Genomic DNA, 23145 nt, shown 5'->3' with positions numbered 1-23145 from the left:
CAACCTCTTAACCAGCCGTCAAATCCTCCCGGACGCGCGCCCGTCTCGACAAAACCGCCGCTTGGCTTTACAGCTTTATCGTTTGCCGACACAGGGAGGAGGCATGGCCAAGATTCTCGTCATCGACGACGACACGCACATTCGCGAAGTCTGCAAGCTGGTCATCGAAGGCATGGGCCATGAGGTGACCGCCATGCCCAACCTGGCCAAGGGCCTCGACGCCCTGGACCGCGAATTTTACGACGTCCTCTATCTCGACGTCGATCTGCCCGACGGCAACGGGCTTATCGCCATCCCCAAGATCACCGAGCGCGAACGCGCCCCGGAAGTCATCATTTTCACCGGCGCGAGCTACCCCAACGGCGCGGAACTGGCCATCAAAAACGGGGCTTGGGACTACATCGAAAAGCCGGCCACGGCCGAGTCCATGACCCTGCCGCTCATTCGCGCCCTGCAGTACCGCAAGGAAAAATTCGCCCATCGCCCGCCCACCGTGGCCCTCAAGCGCGAGGGCATCATCGGCGGCAGCCCGCGCGTGGCCAGTTGCCTCGATCTGGTGGCCCAGGCCGCCAACTCCGACGCCAACACGCTCATTACCGGCGAGACCGGCACCGGCAAGGAACTGTTTGCCCGGGCCATCCACGACAACAGCGAACGGGCCGACGGGCCCTTCGTGGTGGTCGATTGCTCCAGCCTCACCGAAACGCTCATTGAATCGGTGCTCTTTGGCCATGCCAAGGGGGCCTTTACCGGAGCGGAAAAAAAACAGGAAGGCCTCATCAAGCAGGCCGACAAAGGGACGCTTTTCCTTGATGAAGTGGGTGAGCTGCCCTTTTCCCAGCAAAAGGCCTTTTTGCGCGTGCTCCAGGAGCACCGCTTCCGGCCGGTGGGGGCCAAGGAAGAGGAAACCAGCGATTTCCGCCTGGTCGCCGCCACCAACAAGGACCTCGAAGCCCTGGTCGCGGCCGGCGAATTCCGCAACGATCTGCTCTTTCGCCTGCGCACCATGCACATCAACATTCCGGCCCTGCGGCTTCGCGGCGAGGACATCCGGGGCCTGGCCATCCATTACATGAACGCCTTTTGCACGAAGTACAAAGTGCCGCTCAAGGGTTTTTCCCCGGAATTCCTGGACAGCCTCGAAGAATACGACTGGCCGGGCAACGTGCGCGAGCTGGTCAACCTCATGGAAAACATCATCGTGCGCGCCCAGTACGAGCCCACACTGTATCCCAAGCATCTGCCGCCGGAAATCCGCATCCGCATCATGAGCGGGCGGGTCAAGGACACCCCGGCCACGGTCCAGGACGTCGAGATGCTTCCCGTTGCCGAAGCCGGCGGAGCCGCCCAGGAACTGGTGCTCACCCCCTTCGACGAATACAAAAAGGATGTGGAGCACCGTTATTTCAAGCTCCTCATGCAGACCGCCGGCGGCGACATCCACCGGGCCTGCGAACTGTCCGAGCTTGGCAAGCAGAGCCTGTACCGCTACCTGCGCATCCACGGCATTCCGACCCGGACTTAGCGTCGCGCCCCTTAAAAAACACGAAGGTGTTTTTCAAGAATAACAAATGGTTTTAGGCTGTTATTTACGAAACGTCCTCTGCGCTTTTCGTTGACGCGAACAAGGGTCGCGCCCCTTGTCGGCCACCCCGCCGCGATCACGCCACAGGAGCCGCCATGACCGCCGTCTTCGCCTACGTCACCGCCCCGAGCGTCGAGGAAGCCGACCGCATCGGGGCCGCCCTGGTCGAGGAACGCCTGGCCGCCTGCGCCAATATTTTCCCGGCGATGCGTTCCGTCTACCGCTGGAAAGGGGCCATCGAAAAAGCCGACGAGGCCGTGCTCGTGGCCAAGACCCGGCAGTCCCTGGCCCCGGCGCTCATCGCCCGGGTCAAGGAACTGCATCCCTACGAGGTGCCCTGCGTGGTCACCCTGCCCATCACCGACGGGCTGCCCGATTTCCTGCGCTGGATCGAAGACGAAACCACGCCCCAAACCGACAACCCCGCATGAAGGAGACACGCCCCATGCGCATCCTCGTCTCGGGCTCCCTGGCCTATGACCGCATCATGAGCTTTCCGGGCAGCTTCGCCGACCACATCCTGCCCGACAAGATCCATATCCTAAACGTCTGCTTCCTGGTCGAAGGCCTGGAGGAAAAATTCGGCGGCACGGCCGGCAACATCGCCTATTGCCTGCGCCTTTTGGGTGAAGACCCGACCATCGTGGCCACCGCCGGCAAGGACTTCGCCGCCTACGAGGCCTGGCTGCGCCATTGCGGCATCGCCATCGACGGCATCCGCCGGGTCAACGGCGAATTCACGGCCGGGGCCTACATCACCACCGACAAGGCCGACAACCAGATCACCGGGTTTAATCCCGGGGCCATGAAGCACCGGGCCGACTATACCGTGGACGAAGCCGACCCGGCCCAGACCATCGCCATCGTCGCCCCGGGCAATCTTGAGGACATGCAGGACTTCCCCCGCCGCTACAAGGCCAAGGGCATCCCCTGCATGGTCGATCCCGGCCAGAACATCACCGCCTTTAGCGGCGATCAGCTCGCCGAGATGCTCACCGGCGCGACCTACCTCATTTCCAACGACTACGAGCTGGAACTCATCCAGAATTCCACCAAGCTCACCCAGGCCGAGATCGTGGAGCGCGCCGGGACCGTCATCACCACCCTGGGCGAGAAAGGCTCGGTCATCCGCCAGAAGGGTTCCGAAATCGCCATCCCGCCCTGCCCCGTGGCCGAGGTCAAGGACCCCACCGGCGCGGGCGACGCCTTCCGCGCCGGCTTCGTCAAGGGCCTGGCCCTGGACAAGCCCCTGGATGTCGCCGCCCGTCTCGGCTCGGTATCGGCCGCCTATGCCGTGGAAAAGCACGGCACCCAGGAACACGCCTTCACCTGGCAGGAGTTTGCCGACCGCTACGCCGCCGCTTTCGGCCCCCTGAAGTAGCCGCCCTCCCACCTTCGCCGTTCCACCGGGGGCGGCCGCCCGTCCCCGGCTGCAAGGAATTTCCGCCCATGCCCCGCATCGCTTCCGAAGACGACTTTCTGTCCCTCATGGATGCCCACTTCCCTCGCCAGGCCGCTGGCGTGGAGCTGCCGCGCGGCGATGACGCCGCCGTGGTCGCCGTGCCGGCGCGCCTGTGCGTCACCTCCGACCTCTTTGTCGAGGACGTGCATTTTCGGCGCTCGTACTTCACCCCGGCTGAGGTCGGGGCCAAGTCCCTGGCCGTCAACTTGAGCGACGTGGCCGCCATGGGCGGCACACCCACGGGCTTTGTCCTGGGGATCGTGTGTCCCGACGACGCCGACCGCGACTACTGGGACGCTTTTTTGGCCGGCATGGCCGCCCTGGCCGCCAGCCACGACGTGCCCCTGGTCGGGGGCGATCTGTCGCGCGGCGACAAAATCGCCGTGTCCGTCACGGTCTGGGGCGCACCCGGGCCGTCCGGGCGCTTTCTCACCCGGGGAGCCGGCCATCCAGGCGACATCCTCGTGGCCGTGGGCGATCTGGGGCTGGCCCGGGTGGGGCTGGCGGTGCTGGAAAAGCACGGCCGCGCCGCTCTGGCCGACTGGCCGGCGGCCACCGCCGCCCACCTGGCCCCCGTGCCGCGCCTGGCCGAAGGGCTGGCCCTGGCCGCGCTGCCCGGCGTCACCTCCTGCATGGACGTCTCCGACGGCCTGGCCCGGGATCTGCCGCGCCTGTTGCCGGACGGCCACGGGGCCGACCTCTTTTTCCCGCCGGGGGGCCTGCACCCGGAAGTCACGGCCCACGCCGCCGGCCATGGCCGGCCACCCGAAAAGGTCGCCTTTTTCGGCGGCGAGGACTACGCCCTGCTGGCCACGGTCGCGCCGTCCGCCCTGGCCGCCCTGCGCGCCGCCGTGCCTGCCGCCAAGCCCATCGGGGCTATCGCGGCCAAGCCCGGCTACACGCTCAACGGCGCCCCCATAAACGAGCGCGGCTTCGACCATTTCGGCTAGCGCGCCATGGGACAACTCCTTTTCGGCGCGGTCATCATCAGCTTCTCGGCCGTATTCGTGAAGCTGGCCGGCGTGCCGCCGGCCGTATCGGCCTTTTACCGCATGTGCTTTGGCGGCCTGACCCTGCTTGGGCTGCTCGCCGCCACCGGCAACCTGGCCGCCGCCCGCCGCGCCCTGGCTTGGCCGGCCTTGGCCTGCGCCGTGTTTTTCAGCGCCGATCTGCTGTGCTGGCACGCCAGCATCAATTACATCGGCCCGGGGCTGGCCACCCTGGTCGGCAATTTCCAGGTGTTTCTCGTCACCATCGTGGCCGCCGTCACGGCCCGACGCGTCCCAAAGCCGGGCTTCCTGGCCGGCATGGCCGTGGCCGTGGCCGGGCTGTACCTCGTGGTCGGCCGGGGCTTTGCCGGCCAGACCCCGGAATTTCGCCTGGGCGTGGGCTACGGCCTGGCCACGGCCGTGTTCTACGGGCTTTTCATCCTGACGCTCAAAAAGGCCGTCACCGACCAGGGCCGGGCCGGCCCCATGGCGGCCATGGCCGTGCTGTCCCTGGCCGGAGCCGCCCTGCTCGGCCCGGTGGCCGTCCTTGGCGGCGACTCCCTGGCCCTGCCCACGACCGTTAGCGTCTGGGCGCTTGTGGGCCTTGGCGTCATCGGCCAGGGCATCGGCTGGCTGTCCATTTCCCACGGTCTGGCCGGGGCCCGGCCGGCCCTGGCCGGGCTGGTGCTCCTGCTCCAGCCCACCCTGTCCTATGTCTGGGACGTGCTCTTTTTCGCCAAACCCACCGGCCCGGTCGAACTGGCCGGCGTGGCCCTGGCCCTAGCCGGCATCTATGTCGGCTCCACCCAAAGGAGCTGAGGCCGCAGGATAAAGGAGGCTTCCAATGGATATGACCCTTTACGCCGTCGGCGTGGTGCGTTCCGTACTGACCGACAAGGCCACCGCTCCCAAGTTCGAGACGGAAAACGCCCCGCCGGCCACGGTCGTCCTGGACCCGGCCTACGCCAAGGCGGCCAAGGATCTGACCCCGGGCCAGGAAATCCTGCTTTTCACCTGGTTCCACCAGGCCGACCGCTCCTGCCAGGCCGTGCATCCCCGCCGCGACCGCTCCCGGCCCCTGACCGGCGTGTTTTCCACCCGCTCTCCGGACCGGCCCAACCCCATCGGCCTGCACCAGGTGCGCCTGACCGCCGTTGCGGGCAACGTGCTGACCATCGACGCCCTGGAGGCCCTGGACGGCACGCCCGTGATCGACATCAAGCCCCTGGCCGACCGGTGTCCGGCGGGTTAGACCGCGACCCTGCGGCGACCGCTGGCTTTTTTTGCGCCAGGGCCTTGCATTTCCGGGCGCAAATGCCGTAGTTTCACAGGCATAACTTTACGCCCGCTTTCACAAGGAGTCCGCTCATGCCCAAAAAAGAACCCATCCGGAAAGTCAACGCCGTTGTTTGCGCCTATTTCGTCCATACCGGTCATCTGACCAAGGAAGAGGCCAAGGAAATGTCCGGACTCGGGGACGACGCTTTCGAAGAGGCCTACGCCAAGGCCGGCAACGTCTTCGCCAAGATCGGCTCGGAGCCGGACAACGGCGTCAACAAGCTGTTCAATCACCTGGCCCACGAGGTCGACGAATACATGAAGCACATCAGCGGCTACGGCATCGCCTAGACCGCTTTTGCTTTTCCCCGGCCGCTTTCCCGTGGCGGCCGGGGTTTTTCCTTGCCCTGAGCTTTCACAACCCTTTTCAATGACGGCATATTCCGTTACAGGCAGCCCTTATTCCTTCCCTTAAGGAGCCTGCCATGCCGTCACTGTCGTTTCTGCTGGCCTATCTTGTCTTCGGCGCTTTCGCCGGCATCATCGCCGGTCTGCTCGGGGTGGGCGGCGGCATTGTCGTGGTCCCGGCCCTGTTCTGGTTTTTTACCGCCCAGGGGTTCTCCCAGGAACTCATCATGCAGATGGCTCTGGGCACGTCCCTGGCCGCCATCATGTTCACCTCGGTATCGAGCCTTCGCGCCCACCATCGCCGGGGCGCGGTGGTGTGGCCCATCGTCAAGGCCATCACCCCGGGCATCCTGGTCGGCACCTTTTTGGGCTCCTGCGTGGCGGCCAAGCTGTCCACGGGCTTTCTCAAGGGCTTTTTCGTGGCCTTCCTCTACTACGTCTCCATCCAGATGCTGCTCAACATCAAGCCCAAGGCCCACCGCCAGATTCCGGGCAAGCTCGGCATGTTCGGGGCCGGGCTGGCCATCGGCGCGGTGTCAAGCCTGGTCGGCATCGGCGGCGGCACCATGTCGGTGCCGTTTATGGTCTGGTGCAACGTGGCCATGCACACGGCCGTGGGCACCTCGGCGGCCATCGGCTTCCCCATCGCCCTGGCCGGAACCATCGGCTACATCATCAACGGCTTTGGCGCGCCGAATCTGCCGTCCCTGTCCTTTGGCTACATCTATCTGCCGGCCCTTGTCGGCGTGGCCGCGGTGAGCGTGCTGACCGCCCCTTACGGCGCGAAACTGGCCCACAAGCTGCCGGTATCGACGCTTAAGCGCTTTTTTGCCGTGTTCCTGCTGGCCATGGCCACCCGGATGCTCTGGAGCATGTTCTAAACCGCCGCCTCCCAGGAAACCGCCATGTTGCAGCCTTTGCTCGGCCTTTGCGTCATCTTGCTTGTCGCCGGCCTTATAAGCGAACGCCGGGGCGTGATTCCCTGGCGCATGTGTGTCGGTGGGCTGGCCTTGCAGTTCGTGCTGGCCGCCCTCATGCTCAAGGCCCCGTTCTTGCGTGGCGTGTTCATGGCGCTCAACGCCGTGGTGGCGGCCATGGACGAAGCCACACGGGCCGGCACGGCCTTCGTCTTTGGCTTTGTGGGCGGCGGCCCGGCCCCCTATGCCGTCACCGACCCGGGCTCGGCCTTCATCCTGGGGTTCCAGGCCCTGCCGCTGGTCATCGTCATCGCCGCCCTGGCCTCGCTGCTCTACTATTGGCGTGTCCTGCCCCATGTGGTGCGGGGCTTTTCGTTGATTCTCGAACGGGCCATGGGCATCGGCGGCGTGCTGGGCGTTGGGGCCGGGGGCTGCATCTTCCTCGGCATGATCGAAGCGCCGCTTCTCATCCGCCCCTACATGGAGCGCATCACCCGCAGCGAACTCTTCGCCATGATGGCCACGGGCATGTCCTGCATCGCCGGCACCATGCTCATGCTCTACGCAACAGTGTTAAAAGGCATCATCCCCGACGCCCTGGGTCATATCCTCACCGCCTCGGTCATCCATGCCCCGGCGGCGCTGTTAATCGCCGGCCTCATGCTGCCGGAAACCAAGGAACCGACCCTTGGCCGCAAGATACCCAAGTCCCCGGCCTCGGGCAGCATGGACGCCGTGGTTTCGGGCACGGCCGACGGGCTCAAGCTCTTTTGGAGCATCATCGCCACGCTGCTGGTTTTCGTGGCCCTGGTGAAACTGGCCAACATCCTGCTCGGCGCGCTGCCAGGCGTCGCCGGCACGCCGCTGACCCTGGAGCGGATGCTCGGCGTGGCCATGGCCCCGGCCGCCTGGCTCATCGGCGTGCCTTGGGCCGAGGCGGCCACGGCCGGCTCGCTTTTGGGCACCAAAATCGTACTCAACGAATTCATCGCCTTTATCGACATGGCCAAGCTGCCGCCGGAAGCCCTTTCCGAACACGCCCGGCTGATCCTGACCTACGCCATGTGCAGCTTCGCCAATTGCGGGTCGGTGGGGATTTTGCTCGCCGGCATGACGGCCATCTGCCCGTCGCGCAAGGCCGAGATCACGGCCCTGGGCGGCCGGGCGCTTATTGGCGGCGTGCTGGCCTCGCTGTCCACGGGTGCTGTGGTGGGGATATTGGCGGCGTTTTAGGCCTAGTCAATCCTTGCCGGAGAGAGGCCAGGGAGCGGGCGTCAACGGCATTAGCCTTCCTCGGAATGGGACGAGGAAGGGGCCGCCCCGCCCTTTTCGGCCACATGCAGCCCCACCAGCCGGGCCATGAAAAAGACCAGGTAAAACTGGCCGCAAATGCCTTCCAGGATGGCCAAGGTGCGGGCCATGGGGGAAATCGGCACCACGTCGCCGTATCCGGTGGTCAAAAGCGTCACGTAGCTGAAAAACAGCAGCAGGCTGTCGCGATGGCGAAGCGACAAATTCCGGCCGTGAACCGTGAAGTCGAAGGCCAGGGGATCGAACTGCACAGCCAACGTATAGAGGATGAGCCAGAGCGCGCCCATGAAAAGGTAGACGCACAGTCCGCCAAGCACCGTATCCAGATCCACCCGGCGCTGCCGCGACAGGTAGTTGACCATCTCCACGGCCGTGGACAGGATGACCATGGCCCCAAGCAGGCTGACCGCCACATCCAGATACCAATCCGGGAAACTGTATTTCAAGACGACCGCAGCGGAGCAAATCAACGCCAACAGGCTGTTGAACCGGCGCAACGGCGTATGGTTGACGGCTCCAAGCGCCGCCAGCAGGATGGCCAGAAACAGGAAATCCTGCAGGATCAGCGAAGCCGCGCCGACGACAAAAGGCGAGGCCACAATCTGGAACAGCAACGCGGCCAACAGCCAATGAAAGCGTTTGCCGGACTGCGGCAGCACCGTGGCGATACGGGGCGTGATGGTGGGCATGGAACGCTCCTTTTGCGGCGGCCGGGTTTCCCCGGACAGCCTCGCCCGATGGCGTCCCGTGTCCCAACAAGGTTGGGGCCGCAGGCGGCAAGAATCTCGGCGAGTATCCCACGACGGTACCGAGGTCTCCTGCCGGAAGCAAGACTCAGACCAGGGCCGCGCCGCTGAGCAACATGACAAACCGCTTGTAGAGGTCGAGATCGAAAGAGCCGGCCATCTCATGACGCATGATGCGCAGGGCCTCGAAGGGCGTGACCGCGTCGGCGTAGCAGCGCCGGGAGGTCAGGGCGTCGTAGACATCGGCCAGGGACACGGCCCGGGCGTGCACCGGGATGGCCTCGCCGGAAAGCCCAGCCGGATAGCCTCGGCCGTCGAGTTTTTCGTGATGCATGAGAATGCACTCCTGGGCCAGACGCGACAGCCCAAGGCTGCGGCAAAGCCGCGCCCCAAGGACCGGATGCTCGCGCACGGCGTCGAACTCCTCCCGGGAAAGCCGGCCGGGCTTGGTCAAAATGGCCGGGTCCACGCCTTCCTTGCCGGCGTCATGGAGCAGCGCCCCCACTCCGGCCTGGACAATGGCCCCCTGGGGCAAGCCCAGGGCGCGCAGCAGATAGACCGTGTACACAAAGACATGCACGCCGTGGCTGTAGACATCGTAATCATGGGCCATCAGCGCCCCCATGCGGGCCAAGCCGGCCTCGGAGCACAAAAAGGCCACGCTGTCCCGGGCATAGCCGACAAACAGCCGGCCATGGACGTCGGAAACGGCCTGGGGAAGACGCTCGCGGATGAGGTCGCGCACGATGTCGCAGCAATTGTGGTAGAAAATGGCGGCCTTTTCGGCGATGGGCAGATGCGGCCCCAAAAGCGCCCCGGGCAGATGGCGGCGCATGTAGTCCCGGTAGCGGTCCCGCTCGTCGCGGTGGATGTAGACCGTGCGCACGCCGTAATCGGCAAGCATTTCACGACGCAGCCCGGTGACCGTCTCGCCGACCCTGGCAAACAGGGTATGATTGTCGCCATGGCGCAAAAAGACCTGGAAATCCCCCGGCGCATGGGGGAAAAGGTGGCCCACGGGAATGGGCTGGTACTCGCAGTCCGGATCACCGGGAGACGGGAGCGGCGGGGGTGGCGATATCATGGGTTTGACTTTGTTACAAATGCAGCATCAAACACCGCGCCCTGATCAGGCCTGGCCCAGGCCGAGACATGCATTCCATTGAAATAACATGCGATTTGAAACATCAGCCGTATTTCCTGGCGTTGGGGTCCACTTTACTCCCCAGGCCTAGCAAAACCCGGACCCAAAACGGAGGAAATCCCATGTGCGGACGATTCGCCCTGGCCGTGCCGCGACGGCTCGTGGCCGAAGCCCTGGGCGTGCCGGACTTGCCTGATGTCCCGCCCCGGCCGGAAATCTATCCTTCCCAGCTCATCGAAGCCGTGTTCACGGCCCGGGAATCGGGCCGGCGCATGGCCGGACTGTTTCGATGGGGATTTGTGCCGGTTTTCTTGGCTGATTCGGCCAAATCCCGGCCCATGATCAACGCCCGCGGCGAGACGGCCCTGACCTTGCCGTCCTTTCGCGCCGCCGTCCGCTACCGCCGCTGTCTGGTCCCGGCCAGCGGCTATTTCGAATGGCGCGGCGACGCCGGTGGACGCAAGACCAGATTTTTCCTGAGCATCCCGGGCCGGCCGGTGCTGGCCCTGGGCGCGCTCTACGAGCGGGCCGTCACCGCCGCCGGCGAGGTCAAGGACACCGTCGCCATCCTCACCCGGCCGGCGGTTGGGGCGGCGGCTTCGGTCCACGACCGCATGCCGCTCATTGTCCCGTCGGCAGCCATGGCCGACTGGCTCGACCCGCTCCGCTCGGCCCCGGCCGACGTCGCCCCCCTGCTCGCCCTGGAACCGCCGCCGGGGCTGGTCGCCAGCGCCGGCCCGGGTCAGCCCACCCAGCTCGTCTTGTAAAAAGGACGTGGCCCGTCGCTCCCCCGGGACCAGGGGAAACCAACCGGCGCGTTAGCGATAAGCAGTGGTGGTTAGGAGTCGGTAGTCGTCTGGACTTCGAAAGGCGCGGTAAAACGAAACACGCTGCCCCGGCCCGGTTCGCTGTCCACTGCAAGTTCGCCGCCCATGGCGGCGGCCAGCTTGCCGGCAATGGCCAAGCCCAGGCCCGCGCCGCCATGGCGTCTGGTCTTGCTGCCGTCCACCTGGCGAAACGGCGCGAAAATGGCGCTTATCTGCTCGGGAGCCAGGCCGATGCCGGTGTCGTGCACGGCCAGACTCACCAAAACCGTTGCCTGGCCGTCACGGGACGCGGCCTGGGGAAGCCGGGCCTCGGCCACGATTTCGATGGCGCCGGCGTCGGTGAACTTGACGGCGTTGCTGACCAGGGCGGCCAGAATCTGACGCAAGCCGCCGCCGTCGCCGACCACGAGTTCCGGCGTTGACGGCTGGGCGCGCCAGGACAGATGCAGGCCTTTTTGCATGGCCGCGCCGGCAAAGGAAGCGGCCACGCCCTCGATCAGATTGACCAGGGAAAACGCCGCGCGCCGGCTGACCACGTCCCCGGCGTCGAGCCGGGCGAAATCCAGGACGTTTTCCAGCAAGGCCGCCAGGGAGCGCCCGGAGTCTTTGAGAGTCTCAAGCATCTCGCGCTGCTGCGGGTCGGTAAGCCCGGCCGACAGCACCTCGGCCATGCCCAGGATGCCGTTTAGGGGCGTGCGTATTTCGTGGGACATGTTGTCCATGAATTCGCGCTTGAGGCGCTCGGCGGCCAGGGTCGCCTCCTCGGCCAGCCGGCGCTCGGTGACGTCTTCCATAAGCCAGATGGAACCGTCCTGGGGCCGGGCGGCATCCAGCACCTGGCCGATGATGCGGCACCAGAACTCCGTGCCGTCATGGCGTCGCATGACGCGAACCACATCCACCCGCTCGCCAGCCCCCAGCGCCGGATAGTATTCCCGGCCAAAGGCCTCGTAGGCTTCGGCATCGGGATAAAAATCCGCCGTCGGCAAGCCAACCGCCTGGCCTGGCTCCAGGGCATAGAGCTGATGGAAGCGGGGGTTGGCCCGGCGTACGATACGGTCCGTGACAAAGGCAATGCCAATGGGGCTGTTTTCGAAGATGCAATTGAGGCTTCGGTGCGACTCTTCCAGGGCTTTTTCCGCCTTGAGCCGTTCAGCGGCCAGACGGCGCAGTTCCTCGTTGGTGCGCCGCAACTCCTCTTCTCGGTCAACGGCGTCGCGCTCCAGTACGGCCACGGTGCGACGGTTTTGATCTTCGGCGGCCTTGATGGCGGTGATGTTGCGGGCGACGCAGAAAATGCCTTCCACCGCGCCGTCGGTTCCCAGTACCGGTGTTTTGAGCACTTGGAGCCAGACCGAACGGTCGCCGCGTTCGACAACATATTCAAACGTCTGGGAGCGGCGGGAAGCAAGCACGGCCAGATCGGCCTGGCGATGCCGTCGGGCGCTGGGCTGGGGAAAGGCGTCATCGTCGACGCGACCCAGAATTTCCGAGGAATCGATGTCGAAAAGCGCACAAAACGAACGGTTGACGTAGCGATAGACCAGCCCGGAATCTTTGTAGAAAAAAAGGTCCGGGGAAGCATCGGCCATGGCCCCGAAAAGCGCCGGATCAGCGCGGGCGGCAACAGAATCCCACATTGCTTCATTCTAGACCATTCTGGTTCAAAAGACTAGGGTAAAGCTTCATTTCCCCAACGCTTTTCCGGGGCTGCGTTACTGGCGACCATTGCCGGACCAGGGAAAATATGATTATGTCCGGCTCACAATTCGCGGCCCCGTTATGACCGCCCGGGAGAAGACATGCGTATATCCGCCGCATCGGCGTTTCTGGTTCTGTCGCTTTGTTTATGCGCTCCGGCCGCCTTTGGGCAGCAACCGCCCGCCGCCCCCGCCGGGGACAAGCCGGCCTCCGCTCCGGCCAAGCCTGCGCCGGCTCCAGCCTCGTCGGCTCGTTCCGACGCGGCCGAAGCCCGCTACCGGAGCTGGGTGGAAAAGGAACATGCAAAAGACGCAGCCGTGTTCGCCAAGGAAAAGACCAAGATCGAGGACAAGTACAAAGGATATGTGCGCCCCAAGCGCGAGAAAAAGGACGCCAAGGGTGAGCAGGCCGCGCCGCCGGTCAAGCCCTGACCTCGCGCCCTGGCGAACGCCAAATTTCTTGGGAACGCGCCTTTAGGGGCGCGTTCTTTTTTGGGCTGATTCGCCAGGTTCAGGCCCCGCTCACCCCCGACATAGCGCCTCGGCCATGACCCCGGCCACTTCGCCCAATTCCTCGCACACCGGTATGCCGGCCCGGGCCAGGCAGGCCAGTTTGGCCGCCACGCCGCCAGGACGCTCCAACAGCGCCCCGGCATGGCCCAAGGTGCGGCCCGGCGGCGCGCTTACGCCGGCCACAAAGGCCGCCACCGGCTTGGGATATTTCGTGCTTGCCACGTATTCGGCCAGTTCCTCCTCGGCCGTCCCCCCCACTTCGCCGATGACCATCACCGCCCGTACCCGGGCGTCGTCGCGCACCATCTCGCACAGCTCCACAAATCCCGCCCCGCCGAACGGATCGCCGCCCATGCCGGCGGCCAGAGCCTGGCCGATGCCCGCCGCCGTGAGCCGCGAGGCCACCTCGTAGGTCAGCGTGCCGCTTCGAGAAAAAATCGCCACCGGACCGGGCGTGAAGGGTTCGGTGGGCATGATGCCGGCCGAGAACCACTGGCCCGGCAGGATGAGCCCTGGCGTGTTGGGGCCGACCAGCGTCGTTTGCCGTCCGGCCAGGGCAGCGCGCACGGACAGCATGTCGCGCTGGGGGATGCCGTCGGTGATGCACACGATGCGCGCCACGCCGGCGGCGGCCGCTTCCTCGATGGCGTCGGCCGCGCCGGCGGCCGGCACGAAGATGACGGACAGCGCGATGTCGTGTCGGCCCATGGCCTCGGCCACGGTGTCGTAGACCGGCAGGCCGTCCACTTCGCTGCCGCCCCGAAACGGCGTCACCCCGGCCACCACCGGAGTGCCGTAGGCCCGCATCCGGCGGGCATGGGCCCGTCCGGCCCGGCCGGTCAGCCCTTGCACCAGCACGCCGCTGTCCGGGCCAAGGTCCAGCAGGCTCGGCAACGGGAGTCGCTGGGGACAGGCTTGGCCACGATGCCGCGCCGTTTCGCACCCTGCCCTCGGCGTCGGGCAGACGCCGGCCAAGGCGTCCACCGGACGCAGTTTACCCGGGTCCACGGCCTCAGCCAGCATGACCACGGCCTGGTCCATGTCCTCGGCCACCCGCACCCGGTTTCCGGGCATGGCCCGCAGTCGCTCCATGCCAGCCTTGGCCGCGTTGCCGGCGAACCGCACCACCACCGGCCGCCCGTCATCCCCGTCCAGGGCGCAGGCCATGGCCTCGGCCACGTCGGCGCAGGACAGGATGCCGCCGTACATGTTGACGCAGCAGGCCTCCACGGCCGGATCGGCGAAAAGGAGATCAAAGGCGACGCGCAGGCGCGCGGCGTCGGCTGTGCCTCCGAAATCGAGAAAATTGGCCGCCGGCAGTCCAGCCGCCTCCAGGGCGTCCATGGTGGCCATGGCCAGGCCCGCGCCATTGGCCACCAGCCCCACCCGGCCGGGCAGGCTGACGAAGGACAGGCGCTGTTCGGCGGCGCGGCCCTCGGCCGGGGTGGCGAAGCGGTCGTCGCGGTAGCGGGCCAGGGCCGGGCGCAAGGTGGCCACGTTGTCGTCGATGGTCACCTTGGCGTCCAGGGCCACGAAACGCTCCCCGGCGCAGTAGGCCAGGGGATTGATCTCGGCCAGGAGCAGTCCGTTGTCGGCCACGACCCCGAAAAGCCGGGACAGCAAGGTCTCGAAAGGCGCATAGGCCTCGGCGGGCAGCCCCAAATGAAAAAACGCCGCCCGGGCCGCATAGGGCGGACAGACGAGGCTTGGCGGCACGTCGATGACGAGCAGCGCGTCCGTGCCGGCCAGGGCTTCCACGTCCACCCCGCCCTGCCGGCCGATGGTGAGACAAAAGCCCTTACGCTGCCGGGAGACGCCCAGGGACAGGTAGAAAGCGCGCTCATGGGGCACGGCCGCCTCCAGGCGCAAAAAAGGCGGCCTGACGCCGCCGAAGGTGCTGGAAAAAAGGGTCCTGGCCGCTTCGGCTAGCCCCGAGGCCTCGGCCACGGGCAAAACGCCGCCGGCCTTGCCCCGGCCGCCGCCGAGCACTTGGGCTTTGAGGAAATACGGTCCGGGAAAAGGCGGCATGGCCGCCCCGGCGTCGTCCGGTTCCAGGGCGACGCCGGGGGGCACGGCAATGGCGGCTTCGGCCAGCAGTTCCTTGCCGGCGTGTTCGGTCAACAGCATGGCCCAGGCTCCTTGCGGGTTGGCGCGACGGGGTTTGGCGATGTTCCTTCTTGCCCGTTTTAGCGCCAAAACGCCAGCCCCGGGAGCGATAAGCCGGCTAATCCTCGGTCATGATCTCGGTCAAATCCATGCGCGCCGCCTGGATGTCGTCGCCGCCGTCCGGGTCCGGCAAGGCGATAGGTTCGCCCAGACGCTTTTTTGCCTCCTGGTAGCCGAGATTGAGGGCCTTGATGTTGGCCTCGCGGATCTTCTCCGGCAGCGATTCCTTAAGGCTCTTGCGCATGGCTTCGATGCGGGCAAAAGGGAGCAGATAGGCCACCGCGCCAAGGGCCACCACGTTGGTGGCCTGGGGCACGCCCACCTTCTCCCGGGCCAGACGCGTAAAGGGTAGGGCCAGGGCCACGCTGGACGGGCTTTGGCGCACCAGATCAGCGTCGATAAGCAGCGCCCCGCGCGGCTTCAAATACGAGTAATAGCTGGCCGCAGCCTCCTGGGACAGGGCCACGAGCAGGTCGAGGTATTCGGTCTTGGGGTAGCTGATGGGTTCGGAGCTGACCACGAGGTCGGCCCGGCTGGCCCCGCCCCGGGCCTCGGGGCCATAGCTCTGGGTCTGGGTGACGTAGTAGCCGTGGCCGATGGCCAGGGCCTGGCCCAAGAGCTTGCCCATGGTCAGGATGCCCTGGCCGCCCAGGCCTGACAGCCGGATCTCGTAGCGGGCCAGGGTCTGCCCGTTGCCGTTGCCGTTCCCATTGCCGTTGGCCGCTTTGGCCGCAGCCGCCTTGGCCGTGGCCGCCTTGGCGGGCTTGGCCGGGGTCTTGTCCTTGGGCGCGCCGGTCATGCCGCACCTCCCTTCTTGGCGGCAAGGGCCTGCCGCATGTTCGCCCAGCGCGTCTCCAGGCCGTCCACGTCGCGGCGCACGAAGGTCCCGATGGGGAGCTTGCCCGTGCGGTCCTCAAGCTTTTCGTAGCGCTCCACCGGCAAACAGGAGGACTTGAGCCACTTGAACATCTCCACGGCGCTTTTAAAGCCGTTGCCGCGCCCGTACTGGGTGAAGCACGGGGTCAGCGCCTCGACGAGGTTGAACCCCGGGCGCGAGATGGCCTCGGCCATCAGGGCGTCGAGTTCCTTGACGTGGTAGACCGTGCCCCGGGACACCCCGGCCGCGCCGGCCGCCCTGGTCAGCTCCACGATGTCGAAGGCGCTTTCCAGCTGCCCCTGGGGGCAGGTATGGGAATAGGCCCCTTCGGGGGTGGTGGAGGAGCACTGGCCGCCGGTCATGCCGTAGATGAAGTTGTTGAGCACAAGCGCCGTGACGCCGATGTTGCGCCGGGCGGCGTGGATCAGATGGTTGCCGCCGATGGAAAAGGCGTCGCCGTCGCCCATGACCGCGATGACGGTGAGCTTGGGGTTGGCCATCTTGATGCCGGTGGCCACGGTGAGCGCCCGGCCGTGGGTGGTGTGGACGGTGTTGAAATCGACGTAGGCGGCGATGCGGCCCGAGCAGCCGATGCCGGCCACGATGACCACGTCGTCCTTGGCCAGGCCCAGGGCGTGGACGCTGCGCACCAGGGACCCGAGCACGATGCCGTGGCCGCAACCCGGACAGAAGACCAGCGGAAACTTCTTGTTGTGCCGCAGGTACTGATGGATGAGTTGGGTTATTTCAGCCATGTCACGCGATCTCCTTGAGGATCTGGGAGGGCGTAATGATCTGCCCGTCGATGCGGTTGATCGTGCGCACGGTGGTGTAGCCTTCGTTGACCCGTTTGACCTCCCGGGAGAGCTGGCCCATGTTAAGCTCGGGCACCACCGCCAGCCGGCAGTTGCGCAGCATCGGCTCCACATGGCGGCGCGGGAAGGGGTACAGGGTCTTGAGCACCAAAAGGCCGGCCCGAACCCCGGCCTCCCGGGCCTGCTTGACGGCCAGCCTGGCCGAACGGGCCACGCAGCCGTAGGCGATGACCACCACCTCGGCGTCGGCCGTATCGACATGCTCCACGATCTGGATGTCCTCAAAGAAGCGGTCGATCTTGCGGAACTGGCGTTCGGTCAGCGCGCGCACCTCTTCGGGGCGGCTGGTGGGGAAGCCCAGCGGATCGTGGGTCAGCCCGGTGACGTGGAAGCGGTAGCCCGAGCCGATGGGCGGCATGGGCGGCACGCCGCGCATGGTCTCCTCGTAGGGCTTGTACCACTCGGGCGGCATGGTCGGGGTCAGGCGCGAGAACACCTCGAAGTCGCCGGGTTCGGGCAGCTCGATCTTTTCCCGGGTGTGGGCGGTAATTTCATCGAGGAGCAGGATGACCGGGCTGCGGTACTTCTCGGCGAAATTAAACGCGGCGACGGTCATCTCCACGCACTCGGGCACGTCGGTGGCCGAGAGCACGATGATGGGATGGTCGCCATGCGCCCCCCAGCGGGCCTGCTGGACGTCGCCCTGGCCGGGGCTTGTCGGCAGGCCGGTGCTGGCCCCGCCGCGCATGACGTTGACGAGCACCAGCGGGGTCTCGGTCATGGCGGCGTAGCCGATCTGCTCCTGCATGAGCGAAAAACCCGGGCCGGAGGTGGCGGTCATGGCCTTGCGCCCGGCCAGGGACGCGCCGATGACCGCGCCCATGGAGGCGATTTCGTCCTCCATCTGAATGAAGGCCCCGTCGGGCACATGGGGCAGGCGCTTGGCCATGCACTCCATGATTTCCGTGGAAGGCGTGATGGGGTAGCCGGCGTAGAAGGTGCAGCCGGCGGCCAGCGCTCCTTCCACCACGGCCTCGTTGCCAAGGAGAAAGGCTTCGCGGCGTTTCTTGCGGGGGGCGGTCACGGCTTGACCTCCTTGGCGGCGGTTTGATCGGCCGGGTCTTGCGCCGTTTCCGACGGACACGGCGTCTGGTCAGTTTCGCCTGGGATGACCAGAACGGCGAAATCCGGGCAATGCGGTTCGCAAAAACCGCAGTTGACACAGGCTTCCTCGTTTACGACACGGGCCTTGCCGTCCTGGCCCACGGCAAAGACCTTCTTGGGGCAAAACGCGGCGCATATGCCGCAGCCCTTGCACCAGTCCGGATAGACAACGACACGATTGCGTCCCATGTTCGACTCGCTTTTGCGGTGGCCGGTTACGCGGTGAAAAAGTGTCGGAATCATTGACGCGAATGGCGAAAATTGGCAACCGTCCAGGGTGACTATTTTTTTGCTCGACGAAATTGAAAAATTTTCATAGGGCGGTAAAACTTTTTCGGGAGGTCGACGTTATGGTTTCAAAAGGCCGTTCGAGTTGGCTGCGGGCGATTCTCGCCCTGTGCTGCGTTCTGGCCGCAACCCTGGGGGGCGTATCCGCCGCCTGGGCCAAGGGAGGCAATCCTGTGGTCAAATTGACGACCAACAAAGGCGATATCGTCATCGAGCTGGACAAGGAAAAGGCCCCGGCCACCACGGCCAATTTCCTGAACTACGTGAAAAAGGGCCACTACGACGGCCTGATCTTTCACCGGGTGATCAACGGCTTCATGGTCCAGGGCGGCGGCATGGACAAGAACATGAAGGAAAAGGGCACCGACGCCCCGATCCAGAACGAAGCCGACAATGGGCTCAAAAACAAGGCCTACACCGTGGCCATGGCCCGCACGGGCGATCCGCATTCGGCCACGGCCCAGTTCTTCATCAACGTGGCCGACAACGGCTTTTTGGACCACACCGGCAAGAACCCCCAGGGTTGGGGCTACGCCGTTTTCGGCAAGGTCACCTCGGGCCAGGAAGTGGTGGACGCCATCAAGGCCGTGCCGACCATGACCAAGGGCTTCCACGAGAACGTGCCGGTCGTGCCGGTGGTGATCGAGAAGGCCGAGGTGGTGAGCGAGTAACGCTCCACTCTCTCAGGGCCTTGAAAGCCGCTCCGCACGCCGGGGCGGCTTTTTTTTGCAAAATTCTCGGCCCGCCTGGGCCAAGGTCGCCAGCCGCTTTCCTTTGAACGCGGCTCTTTGCGAATAACCAGTTTCCACAATTACTATTTCAAAGCCCTTGGGGAGCGGTTCAACCCTGGAAACGGAAAAAAATGGAGCGGGCGGCAAAAACTTGTTGACGGTCCCGGGGTCTTTCCGTAGATACCTCCTTCTCGGCGCGCCCGTAGCTCAGCTGGATAGAGTGCCGGACTACGAATCCGTAGGTCGCAGGTTCGAATCCTGCCGGGCGCACCAAGAATTTCAAAGGGTTAGGCAAATTTGCCTAACCCTTTTTTCTTTGCCTCCCGATTTTGCCCCGCCATTGCCCCGCGCTTTTGGGCCACGCCCCCGGACGGTCCGCCATGAAGCCATGACCGGGAATGACCCTATCGGCCACCACGCCGATCCGGTTCGGGCGACACGCCCCGACAACGCCCCACAATGGCCCACAATCGACGTTTGCCCCGTCGCCCGGACCAAACACCACCCCGCGCCCGAACGGGGCTAAAATGGGCGTATATGCGTTGGGTCGTTTTTACCCATTCCACCATTTCTTGCTGACTCGCTTTGTTCAAGGTTTAAGTAGGTTGTGCTACTTCGCAGCGGCCTTAGCCTTCTTTGCGGCTGCCTTACGTCCTTCTTCGGCCTGGGCAAGCTTGGCCAGAAACGCCCGCTCTTGCTCAGTGAACTCCAGCCCCAAGTCGAGGGCCTTGTCGGCAATCGTCTTGGCCTTGCGCCCGACTTCTCCGAACGCGCCCTTGTTCCAAACCTTTTCCTCGGTCAGTCGGCGGTAAACCTTCCCGATCACTTCGGCCCTACGCTCCTTGGTGTAGCCCTTCGCGTCACCCTTGCCGGCCACGGCATCAACCAGCTTCTTCTTGAAGCCATACAGCAAGGCGTGCTTGGCAATGGGAGGCAATGAGTTGAAGACGTCCTGAGACAGTACGTCAGGAACAACTGGATAGTTGTAGCCTTCGATAACGATGACGCCACTCTTGATGTAATCCGTAATGTCCGAATCTTCAGCGGGGGTGAGGGCGTTTGACTTCATTGCGTTCATGGCTTTGCTCCCGTAAGCGAGCCAGCCAGAAATGGTAGAATAAACACGCAAGCAAGTTTTCAAAGAACAACTGCTTGCATATTACACTACAATGGCGAATGGACCAAACGACCGGCGGAAGATGCCTGGGCATGGAGGGGGCGGGGGGTTCTTCACCCACCCGTCAGACCCCACTGGGGGTGGGGTTGCTGTATGATTTAGTGGCTTGCGATACTCAGAATGGTTTTAGATCACAATCACTGGACAACAAAAGATACGCAGTAGTCGCAACATCCTGTTATATCACGCAAAACGTAGGGATATTTATTTGCCCAGGAGTTTGGACATGCTATCCCTGCTAAAACAAGGCTTTTTTATAAGTATTAATCCCTTAGCCTTGAAAACACGATCGCAGGGGAGTATTTGAAACCACCTTGGGCAACCCGTGGAGCGTATGCCCCGCACCTGGATTCGACATTTGACAAGCCTGACAACCACGCACCTATAATTTTCTGAACTATGTTCGAATAAACGTCTACGATCATATATGATGAACTCTGGGAAGAAGTCATGTGTTCGTCGGAGTTGGTAAAAACCGAGCAGCGCTCCGAGTAAAACTTCGACACCACTATATTGTTGTTTGCGTTCCATGTTCGGGACGTTTTACCGCTTAGCCGAGTGTCTATAGAACTTCCGGACACTTCTCCGGATCATAACCGCGCGGGGCTTAAGCATGAATTTAGTTTCGTCAGGGCTTGTCCCCCTCCGGAGGCCATCCATGGCTTTGACCATATTGGCGTCCAGTCTCACTTCAGGAACTGAATGGAATACCTTTCTTTTCGGCGAAATTTATCAAAGCATTGCATGGCTTAATGGCCAAATGATTCAGGGGTGAAGGAGAAGTAAGCAGATAATGAAATATGGTTCCGCTCCTGATCCCATGGTGGTGCTCGAAGGTGTGACGATGATACGGCATGTGTTTACCGGCTTTCGGCAGCAGTTGAATGCGTAGCCTCCAAAGACCAAAAGAGCTAATATCAAGTGGCGTACACATATTGGCTTCAATTGGAAAAACATAAATAGGAATCAGTCATGGCTCTTAATTTTATTCCTGATGAAAACTCATTCAGAAAGTCTCCCCTTGCAGACAACGTAAGAAGCATATTAAAAACGCGAGAAAACGAATTAAACCTAGGTGACTCCCATGTATTTTGCGACTTTCCGATATTCAACACCACTGAAGGTCAAATTGTAAGATCTAAAATTCTTATTATTTCGCAGAATCGAGGCGTCTTTTTAGTTGGCTTGTCAGATTCTAGAAATGACTGCGCTACAATATGCGAGGATCTTGAACAATTAGAGACACTATACGACCATATTTATTCAAAACTGGTCAAAGAAAAAGAGCTAAAATCTGGCAGAACTACACTTTTATTCAATCTTGAGTCAATATTATATTGTCCTGATCTTGTTATTGATTGCGTCTTGCCCAAAACAGAAACAGAAATCGCTCGTACAGAGCATATTTTTGTTGAAGCTTTAAAAAAAGGCAACGCAGATATTGGCAACGATATATACGACAGGCTTATTGGAACAATAGATGGTGCTAATGGCTTAATAAGGGTAAAGCCACGTCGAAATGTCGCCAGTGGTTCGCGTGGTGATCTCGCCAACAAACTTGAAGCTGAGATAACAAAATTTGATCGTCAACAACGTCATGGCTACATGATCCTAAAAGAAGGAGTCCAAAGGATTCGGGGGCTAGCGGGCTCGGGAAAAACAGTAATTTTAGCAATGAAGGCCGCTTTAACACATATTGAAAATCCTAATGCCACAATTCTTTTTACGTTTCACACAAAGAGCCTGTATCAACATGTACAGAAACTTATTACTCGATTCTACAGGCAATTTTCAGACGGAAGTCCCGACTTTGAAAATGGCATTAAAGTAATGCACTCATGGGGCGGACGGTCAGTTCCAGGGGTATATTATGAAGCGTGTATTGCAAATGGCATTACACCGCTCACGCTTAGCCAGGCACGCGACATGGGGGGAAACCCTTTTGATAAAATATGCAGTGCATTTCTTAAAGAAAAACCATCTCCTGAAATTTTATATGACTACTCTTTTATCGATGAAGGACAAGATTTTCCAAATTCATTCGTGAAACTTGTGGCACAGTCAACAAAAGACAATAGAACTACATGGGCTTATGACGAGCTGCAAAATATTTTCCAAACATCTCTTCCTGCCATACGTGATGTTGTTGGAAGTGATATCAAATGTTCCGAAGACGATATTGTTTTGTATAAATGCTATAGAAATCCTAGAGAGATAATTGTATGTGCACATGCTATAGGGTTTGGCATTTATAGCGGTGGAAAAATTGTCCAAATGCTTGAGTCCAAAGAGCGCTGGAAAAGCATGGGCTACGATGTGCTTCAAGGAAATTTTCAAGTTGGGGATTTTATGGTCATTTCCCGTCCAGAAGAAAACAGTCTAAAGTCAGTATCAGAAGCTCAGACACGCGACGACATCTTGTCTTGTGCAGCATTCCAGACCATTAAATTAGAAGTTGAACATGTTTCCAGGAGAATTAAACAAGACATTGAATCAGGCTTGCGCCCCGATGATATTTTAGTCGTCACTTTGGACAATCGACACGCAAAAGAATATTTGGCCAGTATGGCTTCTGAGCTCTACGAACTAGGGATAGCGAGTCACAACAACCACCAAGACTCCTACGGAGTACGTGATTTTGAACAGGAAGGAATGGTTACCTTGTCAACAATAAATAAAGCAAAAGGCAATGAAGCATACTCTGTTTATGTATTAGGGGTTGATGCCGTTTCAGGCCCTTTTTCGTCAAAAAACGACCGAAACATGATCTTCACAGCTCTTACTCGCGCAAAGGGCTGGGTGTATATAACTGGAATAGGTGAAGCTGCCAATACGTTTAGAAGAGAGCTGGAAAGTGCAAAAACTATTTTTCCTCGAATGGAGTTTACTTACACCGAACCAGAAATGTTGATTATGGATGACATGGATTCTAAGAAATTTTCAGACATAGCAGCAGAAAAAGAGATGGATAAATTGATCGAACAATATGGCGAAGATAAAATACGGATGTTGTTATTGAGCAAAAAAATAAATTAAAGGTTGTCGCG

Annotated in this window: 22 protein-coding genes and 1 tRNA gene; 14 read left to right on the top strand and 9 right to left on the bottom strand. The window is 62.1% G+C overall.

The genetic code is table 11. The features are described from left to right. The first annotated feature begins 103 nt into the window (after nt 1-103). From DMR_RS08885 to DMR_RS08845, 9 genes are all read left to right on the top strand, one after another. Entirely contained in the window at nt 104-1525 is a 1422-nt protein-coding gene (locus DMR_RS08885; protein WP_015860583.1) for a sigma-54-dependent transcriptional regulator, read from the top strand. Between the two features lie 155 nt (nt 1526-1680). After that, entirely contained in the window at nt 1681-2016 is a 336-nt protein-coding gene (cutA, locus tag DMR_RS08880; RefSeq protein WP_015860582.1) for a divalent-cation tolerance protein CutA, read from the top strand. A gap of 14 nt (nt 2017-2030) precedes the next feature. Further along, nucleotides 2031-2966 carry a carbohydrate kinase family protein gene (locus DMR_RS08875; protein ID WP_015860581.1) on the top strand — a complete coding sequence of 312 codons (936 nt, stop codon included), beginning with the start codon at nt 2031-2033 and terminating at the stop codon, nt 2964-2966. Nucleotides 2967-3034: 68 nt separating this feature from the next. Then, nucleotides 3035-3997 (top strand): thiamine-phosphate kinase, encoded by a 963-nt coding sequence (thiL, locus tag DMR_RS08870; RefSeq protein WP_015860580.1) that lies wholly within the window; start codon nt 3035-3037, stop codon nt 3995-3997. A 6-nt stretch (nt 3998-4003) separates the two neighbouring features. Next, nucleotides 4004-4855 (top strand): DMT family transporter, encoded by an 852-nt coding sequence (locus DMR_RS08865; protein WP_015860579.1) that lies wholly within the window; start codon nt 4004-4006, stop codon nt 4853-4855. A 25-nt stretch (nt 4856-4880) separates the two neighbouring features. Next, nucleotides 4881-5288, top strand: coding sequence for a tRNA (N6-threonylcarbamoyladenosine(37)-N6)-methyltransferase TrmO (gene tsaA, locus DMR_RS08860; protein ID WP_015860578.1), 408 nt, complete (start codon nt 4881-4883; stop codon nt 5286-5288). Between the two features lie 116 nt (nt 5289-5404). Continuing rightward, nucleotides 5405-5665: a hypothetical protein gene (locus DMR_RS08855; RefSeq protein ID WP_015860577.1), complete on the top strand. Its 261-nt coding sequence runs from the start codon at nt 5405-5407 to the stop codon at nt 5663-5665. 134 nt (nt 5666-5799) lie between these two features. Continuing rightward, complete coding sequence (locus DMR_RS08850) at nt 5800-6603, top strand: sulfite exporter TauE/SafE family protein (RefSeq protein WP_015860576.1); 804 nt, start codon at nt 5800-5802, stop codon at nt 6601-6603. A gap of 24 nt (nt 6604-6627) precedes the next feature. Beyond that, a complete protein-coding gene (locus DMR_RS08845) occupies nt 6628-7872 on the top strand; it encodes a NupC/NupG family nucleoside CNT transporter (RefSeq protein ID WP_015860575.1) in 1245 nt (414 codons plus the stop codon). Between the two features lie 50 nt (nt 7873-7922). Here the strand turns inward: DMR_RS08845 and DMR_RS08840 are convergent, their stop codons facing one another. Both DMR_RS08840 and DMR_RS08835 read right to left on the bottom strand, forming a co-directional pair. Further along, nucleotides 7923-8639, bottom strand: coding sequence for a potassium channel family protein (locus DMR_RS08840; RefSeq protein ID WP_015860574.1), 717 nt, complete (start codon nt 8637-8639; stop codon nt 7923-7925). A gap of 145 nt (nt 8640-8784) precedes the next feature. Further along, on the bottom strand, nt 8785-9780 hold the full coding sequence (locus DMR_RS08835) for an HD-GYP domain-containing protein (protein WP_015860573.1): 996 nt from the start codon (nt 9778-9780) through the stop codon (nt 8785-8787). 182 nt (nt 9781-9962) lie between these two features. On the opposite strand from DMR_RS08835, the gene DMR_RS08830 reads away from it, so the two are divergent. After that, complete coding sequence (locus DMR_RS08830) at nt 9963-10607, top strand: SOS response-associated peptidase (protein ID WP_015860572.1); 645 nt, start codon at nt 9963-9965, stop codon at nt 10605-10607. 71 nt (nt 10608-10678) lie between these two features. Here DMR_RS08830 and DMR_RS08825 read toward each other — a convergent pair whose 3' ends face one another. Next, complete coding sequence (locus DMR_RS08825; protein ID WP_015860571.1) at nt 10679-12307, bottom strand: PAS domain-containing sensor histidine kinase; 1629 nt, start codon at nt 12305-12307, stop codon at nt 10679-10681. Between the two features lie 162 nt (nt 12308-12469). On the opposite strand from DMR_RS08825, the gene DMR_RS08820 reads away from it, so the two are divergent. Next, nucleotides 12470-12799, top strand: a complete 330-nt coding sequence (locus tag DMR_RS08820; protein ID WP_043600360.1) for a hypothetical protein — start codon at nt 12470-12472, stop codon at nt 12797-12799. Between the two features lie 90 nt (nt 12800-12889). On the opposite strand, the gene DMR_RS08815 is transcribed toward DMR_RS08820, so the two are convergent. The 5 genes from DMR_RS08815 to DMR_RS08795 all read right to left on the bottom strand — a co-directional run bounded on the left by DMR_RS08815 (nt 12890) and on the right by DMR_RS08795 (nt 18091). Further along, nucleotides 12890-15007, bottom strand: a complete 2118-nt coding sequence (locus DMR_RS08815; protein WP_015860570.1) for an ATP-grasp domain-containing protein — start codon at nt 15005-15007, stop codon at nt 12890-12892. Between the two features lie 97 nt (nt 15008-15104). Beyond that, nucleotides 15105-15845, bottom strand: a complete 741-nt coding sequence (locus DMR_RS08810; protein WP_015860569.1) for a 2-oxoacid:acceptor oxidoreductase family protein — start codon at nt 15843-15845, stop codon at nt 15105-15107. Continuing rightward, nucleotides 15842-16678 (bottom strand): 2-oxoacid:ferredoxin oxidoreductase subunit beta, encoded by an 837-nt coding sequence (locus DMR_RS08805; protein WP_015860568.1) that lies wholly within the window; start codon nt 16676-16678, stop codon nt 15842-15844. Before DMR_RS08805 ends, DMR_RS08810 begins: the two co-directional genes overlap by 4 nt. Nucleotide 16679: 1 nt before the next feature. Next, nucleotides 16680-17822 carry a 2-oxoacid:acceptor oxidoreductase subunit alpha gene (locus tag DMR_RS08800; protein WP_015860567.1) on the bottom strand — a complete coding sequence of 381 codons (1143 nt, stop codon included), beginning with the start codon at nt 17820-17822 and terminating at the stop codon, nt 16680-16682. Then, nucleotides 17819-18091, bottom strand: a complete 273-nt coding sequence (locus DMR_RS08795) for a 4Fe-4S dicluster domain-containing protein (protein WP_043600359.1) — start codon at nt 18089-18091, stop codon at nt 17819-17821. The genes DMR_RS08800 and DMR_RS08795 overlap by 4 nt, the downstream gene beginning before the upstream one ends. A 161-nt stretch (nt 18092-18252) precedes the next feature. Here DMR_RS08795 and DMR_RS08790 point away from each other — a divergent pair, with 161 nt between their 5' ends. After that, nucleotides 18253-18861: a peptidylprolyl isomerase gene (locus DMR_RS08790; protein WP_043600357.1), complete on the top strand. Its 609-nt coding sequence runs from the start codon at nt 18253-18255 to the stop codon at nt 18859-18861. 256 nt (nt 18862-19117) lie between these two features. Then, a tRNA-Arg gene (locus DMR_RS08785) sits at nt 19118-19194 on the top strand. 337 nt (nt 19195-19531) lie between these two features. Here DMR_RS08785 and DMR_RS08780 read toward each other — a convergent pair. Then, entirely contained in the window at nt 19532-19999 is a 468-nt protein-coding gene (locus tag DMR_RS08780) for a hypothetical protein (protein WP_015860564.1), read from the bottom strand. A gap of 1071 nt (nt 20000-21070) precedes the next feature. On the opposite strand from DMR_RS08780, the gene DMR_RS23310 reads away from it, so the two are divergent. Then, nucleotides 21071-23134 (top strand): DEAD/DEAH box helicase, encoded by a 2064-nt coding sequence (locus DMR_RS23310; RefSeq protein ID WP_015860561.1) that lies wholly within the window; start codon nt 21071-21073, stop codon nt 23132-23134. Nucleotides 23135-23145: the final 11 nt, after the last annotated feature.

The organism is Solidesulfovibrio magneticus RS-1, from assembly GCF_000010665.1.
In the GTDB taxonomy this organism is placed as follows: Bacteria; Desulfobacterota; Desulfovibrionia; order Desulfovibrionales; family Desulfovibrionaceae; genus Solidesulfovibrio; species Solidesulfovibrio magneticus.
This window is presented reverse-complemented; position numbering and strand designations above follow the sequence as displayed.

Bases quoted from the DNA above. Each gene is read 5' to 3' on its own strand.
- DMR_RS08885 (WP_015860583.1), top strand. From the start codon at position 104: ATGGCCAAGATTCTCGTCATCGACGACGACACGCACATTCGCGAAGTC.
- cutA (WP_015860582.1), top strand. From the start codon at position 1,681: ATGACCGCCGTCTTCGCCTACGTCACCGCCCCGAGCGTCGAGGAAGCC.
- DMR_RS08875 (WP_015860581.1), top strand. From the start codon at position 2,031: ATGCGCATCCTCGTCTCGGGCTCCCTGGCCTATGACCGCATCATGAGC.
- thiL (WP_015860580.1), top strand. From the start codon at position 3,035: ATGCCCCGCATCGCTTCCGAAGACGACTTTCTGTCCCTCATGGATGCC.
- DMR_RS08865 (WP_015860579.1), top strand. From the start codon at position 4,004: ATGGGACAACTCCTTTTCGGCGCGGTCATCATCAGCTTCTCGGCCGTA.
- tsaA (WP_015860578.1), top strand. From the start codon at position 4,881: ATGGATATGACCCTTTACGCCGTCGGCGTGGTGCGTTCCGTACTGACC.
- DMR_RS08855 (WP_015860577.1), top strand. From the start codon at position 5,405: ATGCCCAAAAAAGAACCCATCCGGAAAGTCAACGCCGTTGTTTGCGCC.
- DMR_RS08850 (WP_015860576.1), top strand. From the start codon at position 5,800: ATGCCGTCACTGTCGTTTCTGCTGGCCTATCTTGTCTTCGGCGCTTTC.
- DMR_RS08845 (WP_015860575.1), top strand. From the start codon at position 6,628: ATGTTGCAGCCTTTGCTCGGCCTTTGCGTCATCTTGCTTGTCGCCGGC.
- DMR_RS08840 (WP_015860574.1), bottom strand. From the start codon at position 8,639: ATGCCCACCATCACGCCCCGTATCGCCACGGTGCTGCCGCAGTCCGGC.
- DMR_RS08835 (WP_015860573.1), bottom strand. From the start codon at position 9,780: ATGATATCGCCACCCCCGCCGCTCCCGTCTCCCGGTGATCCGGACTGC.
- DMR_RS08830 (WP_015860572.1), top strand. From the start codon at position 9,963: ATGTGCGGACGATTCGCCCTGGCCGTGCCGCGACGGCTCGTGGCCGAA.
- DMR_RS08825 (WP_015860571.1), bottom strand. From the start codon at position 12,307: ATGTGGGATTCTGTTGCCGCCCGCGCTGATCCGGCGCTTTTCGGGGCC.
- DMR_RS08820 (WP_043600360.1), top strand. From the start codon at position 12,470: ATGCGTATATCCGCCGCATCGGCGTTTCTGGTTCTGTCGCTTTGTTTA.
- DMR_RS08815 (WP_015860570.1), bottom strand. From the start codon at position 15,007: ATGCTGTTGACCGAACACGCCGGCAAGGAACTGCTGGCCGAAGCCGCC.
- DMR_RS08810 (WP_015860569.1), bottom strand. From the start codon at position 15,845: ATGACCGGCGCGCCCAAGGACAAGACCCCGGCCAAGCCCGCCAAGGCG.
- DMR_RS08805 (WP_015860568.1), bottom strand. From the start codon at position 16,678: ATGGCTGAAATAACCCAACTCATCCATCAGTACCTGCGGCACAACAAG.
- DMR_RS08795 (WP_043600359.1), bottom strand. From the start codon at position 18,091: ATGGGACGCAATCGTGTCGTTGTCTATCCGGACTGGTGCAAGGGCTGC.
- DMR_RS08790 (WP_043600357.1), top strand. From the start codon at position 18,253: ATGGTTTCAAAAGGCCGTTCGAGTTGGCTGCGGGCGATTCTCGCCCTG.
- DMR_RS08780 (WP_015860564.1), bottom strand. From the start codon at position 19,999: ATGAACGCAATGAAGTCAAACGCCCTCACCCCCGCTGAAGATTCGGAC.
- DMR_RS23310 (WP_015860561.1), top strand. From the start codon at position 21,071: ATGGCTCTTAATTTTATTCCTGATGAAAACTCATTCAGAAAGTCTCCC.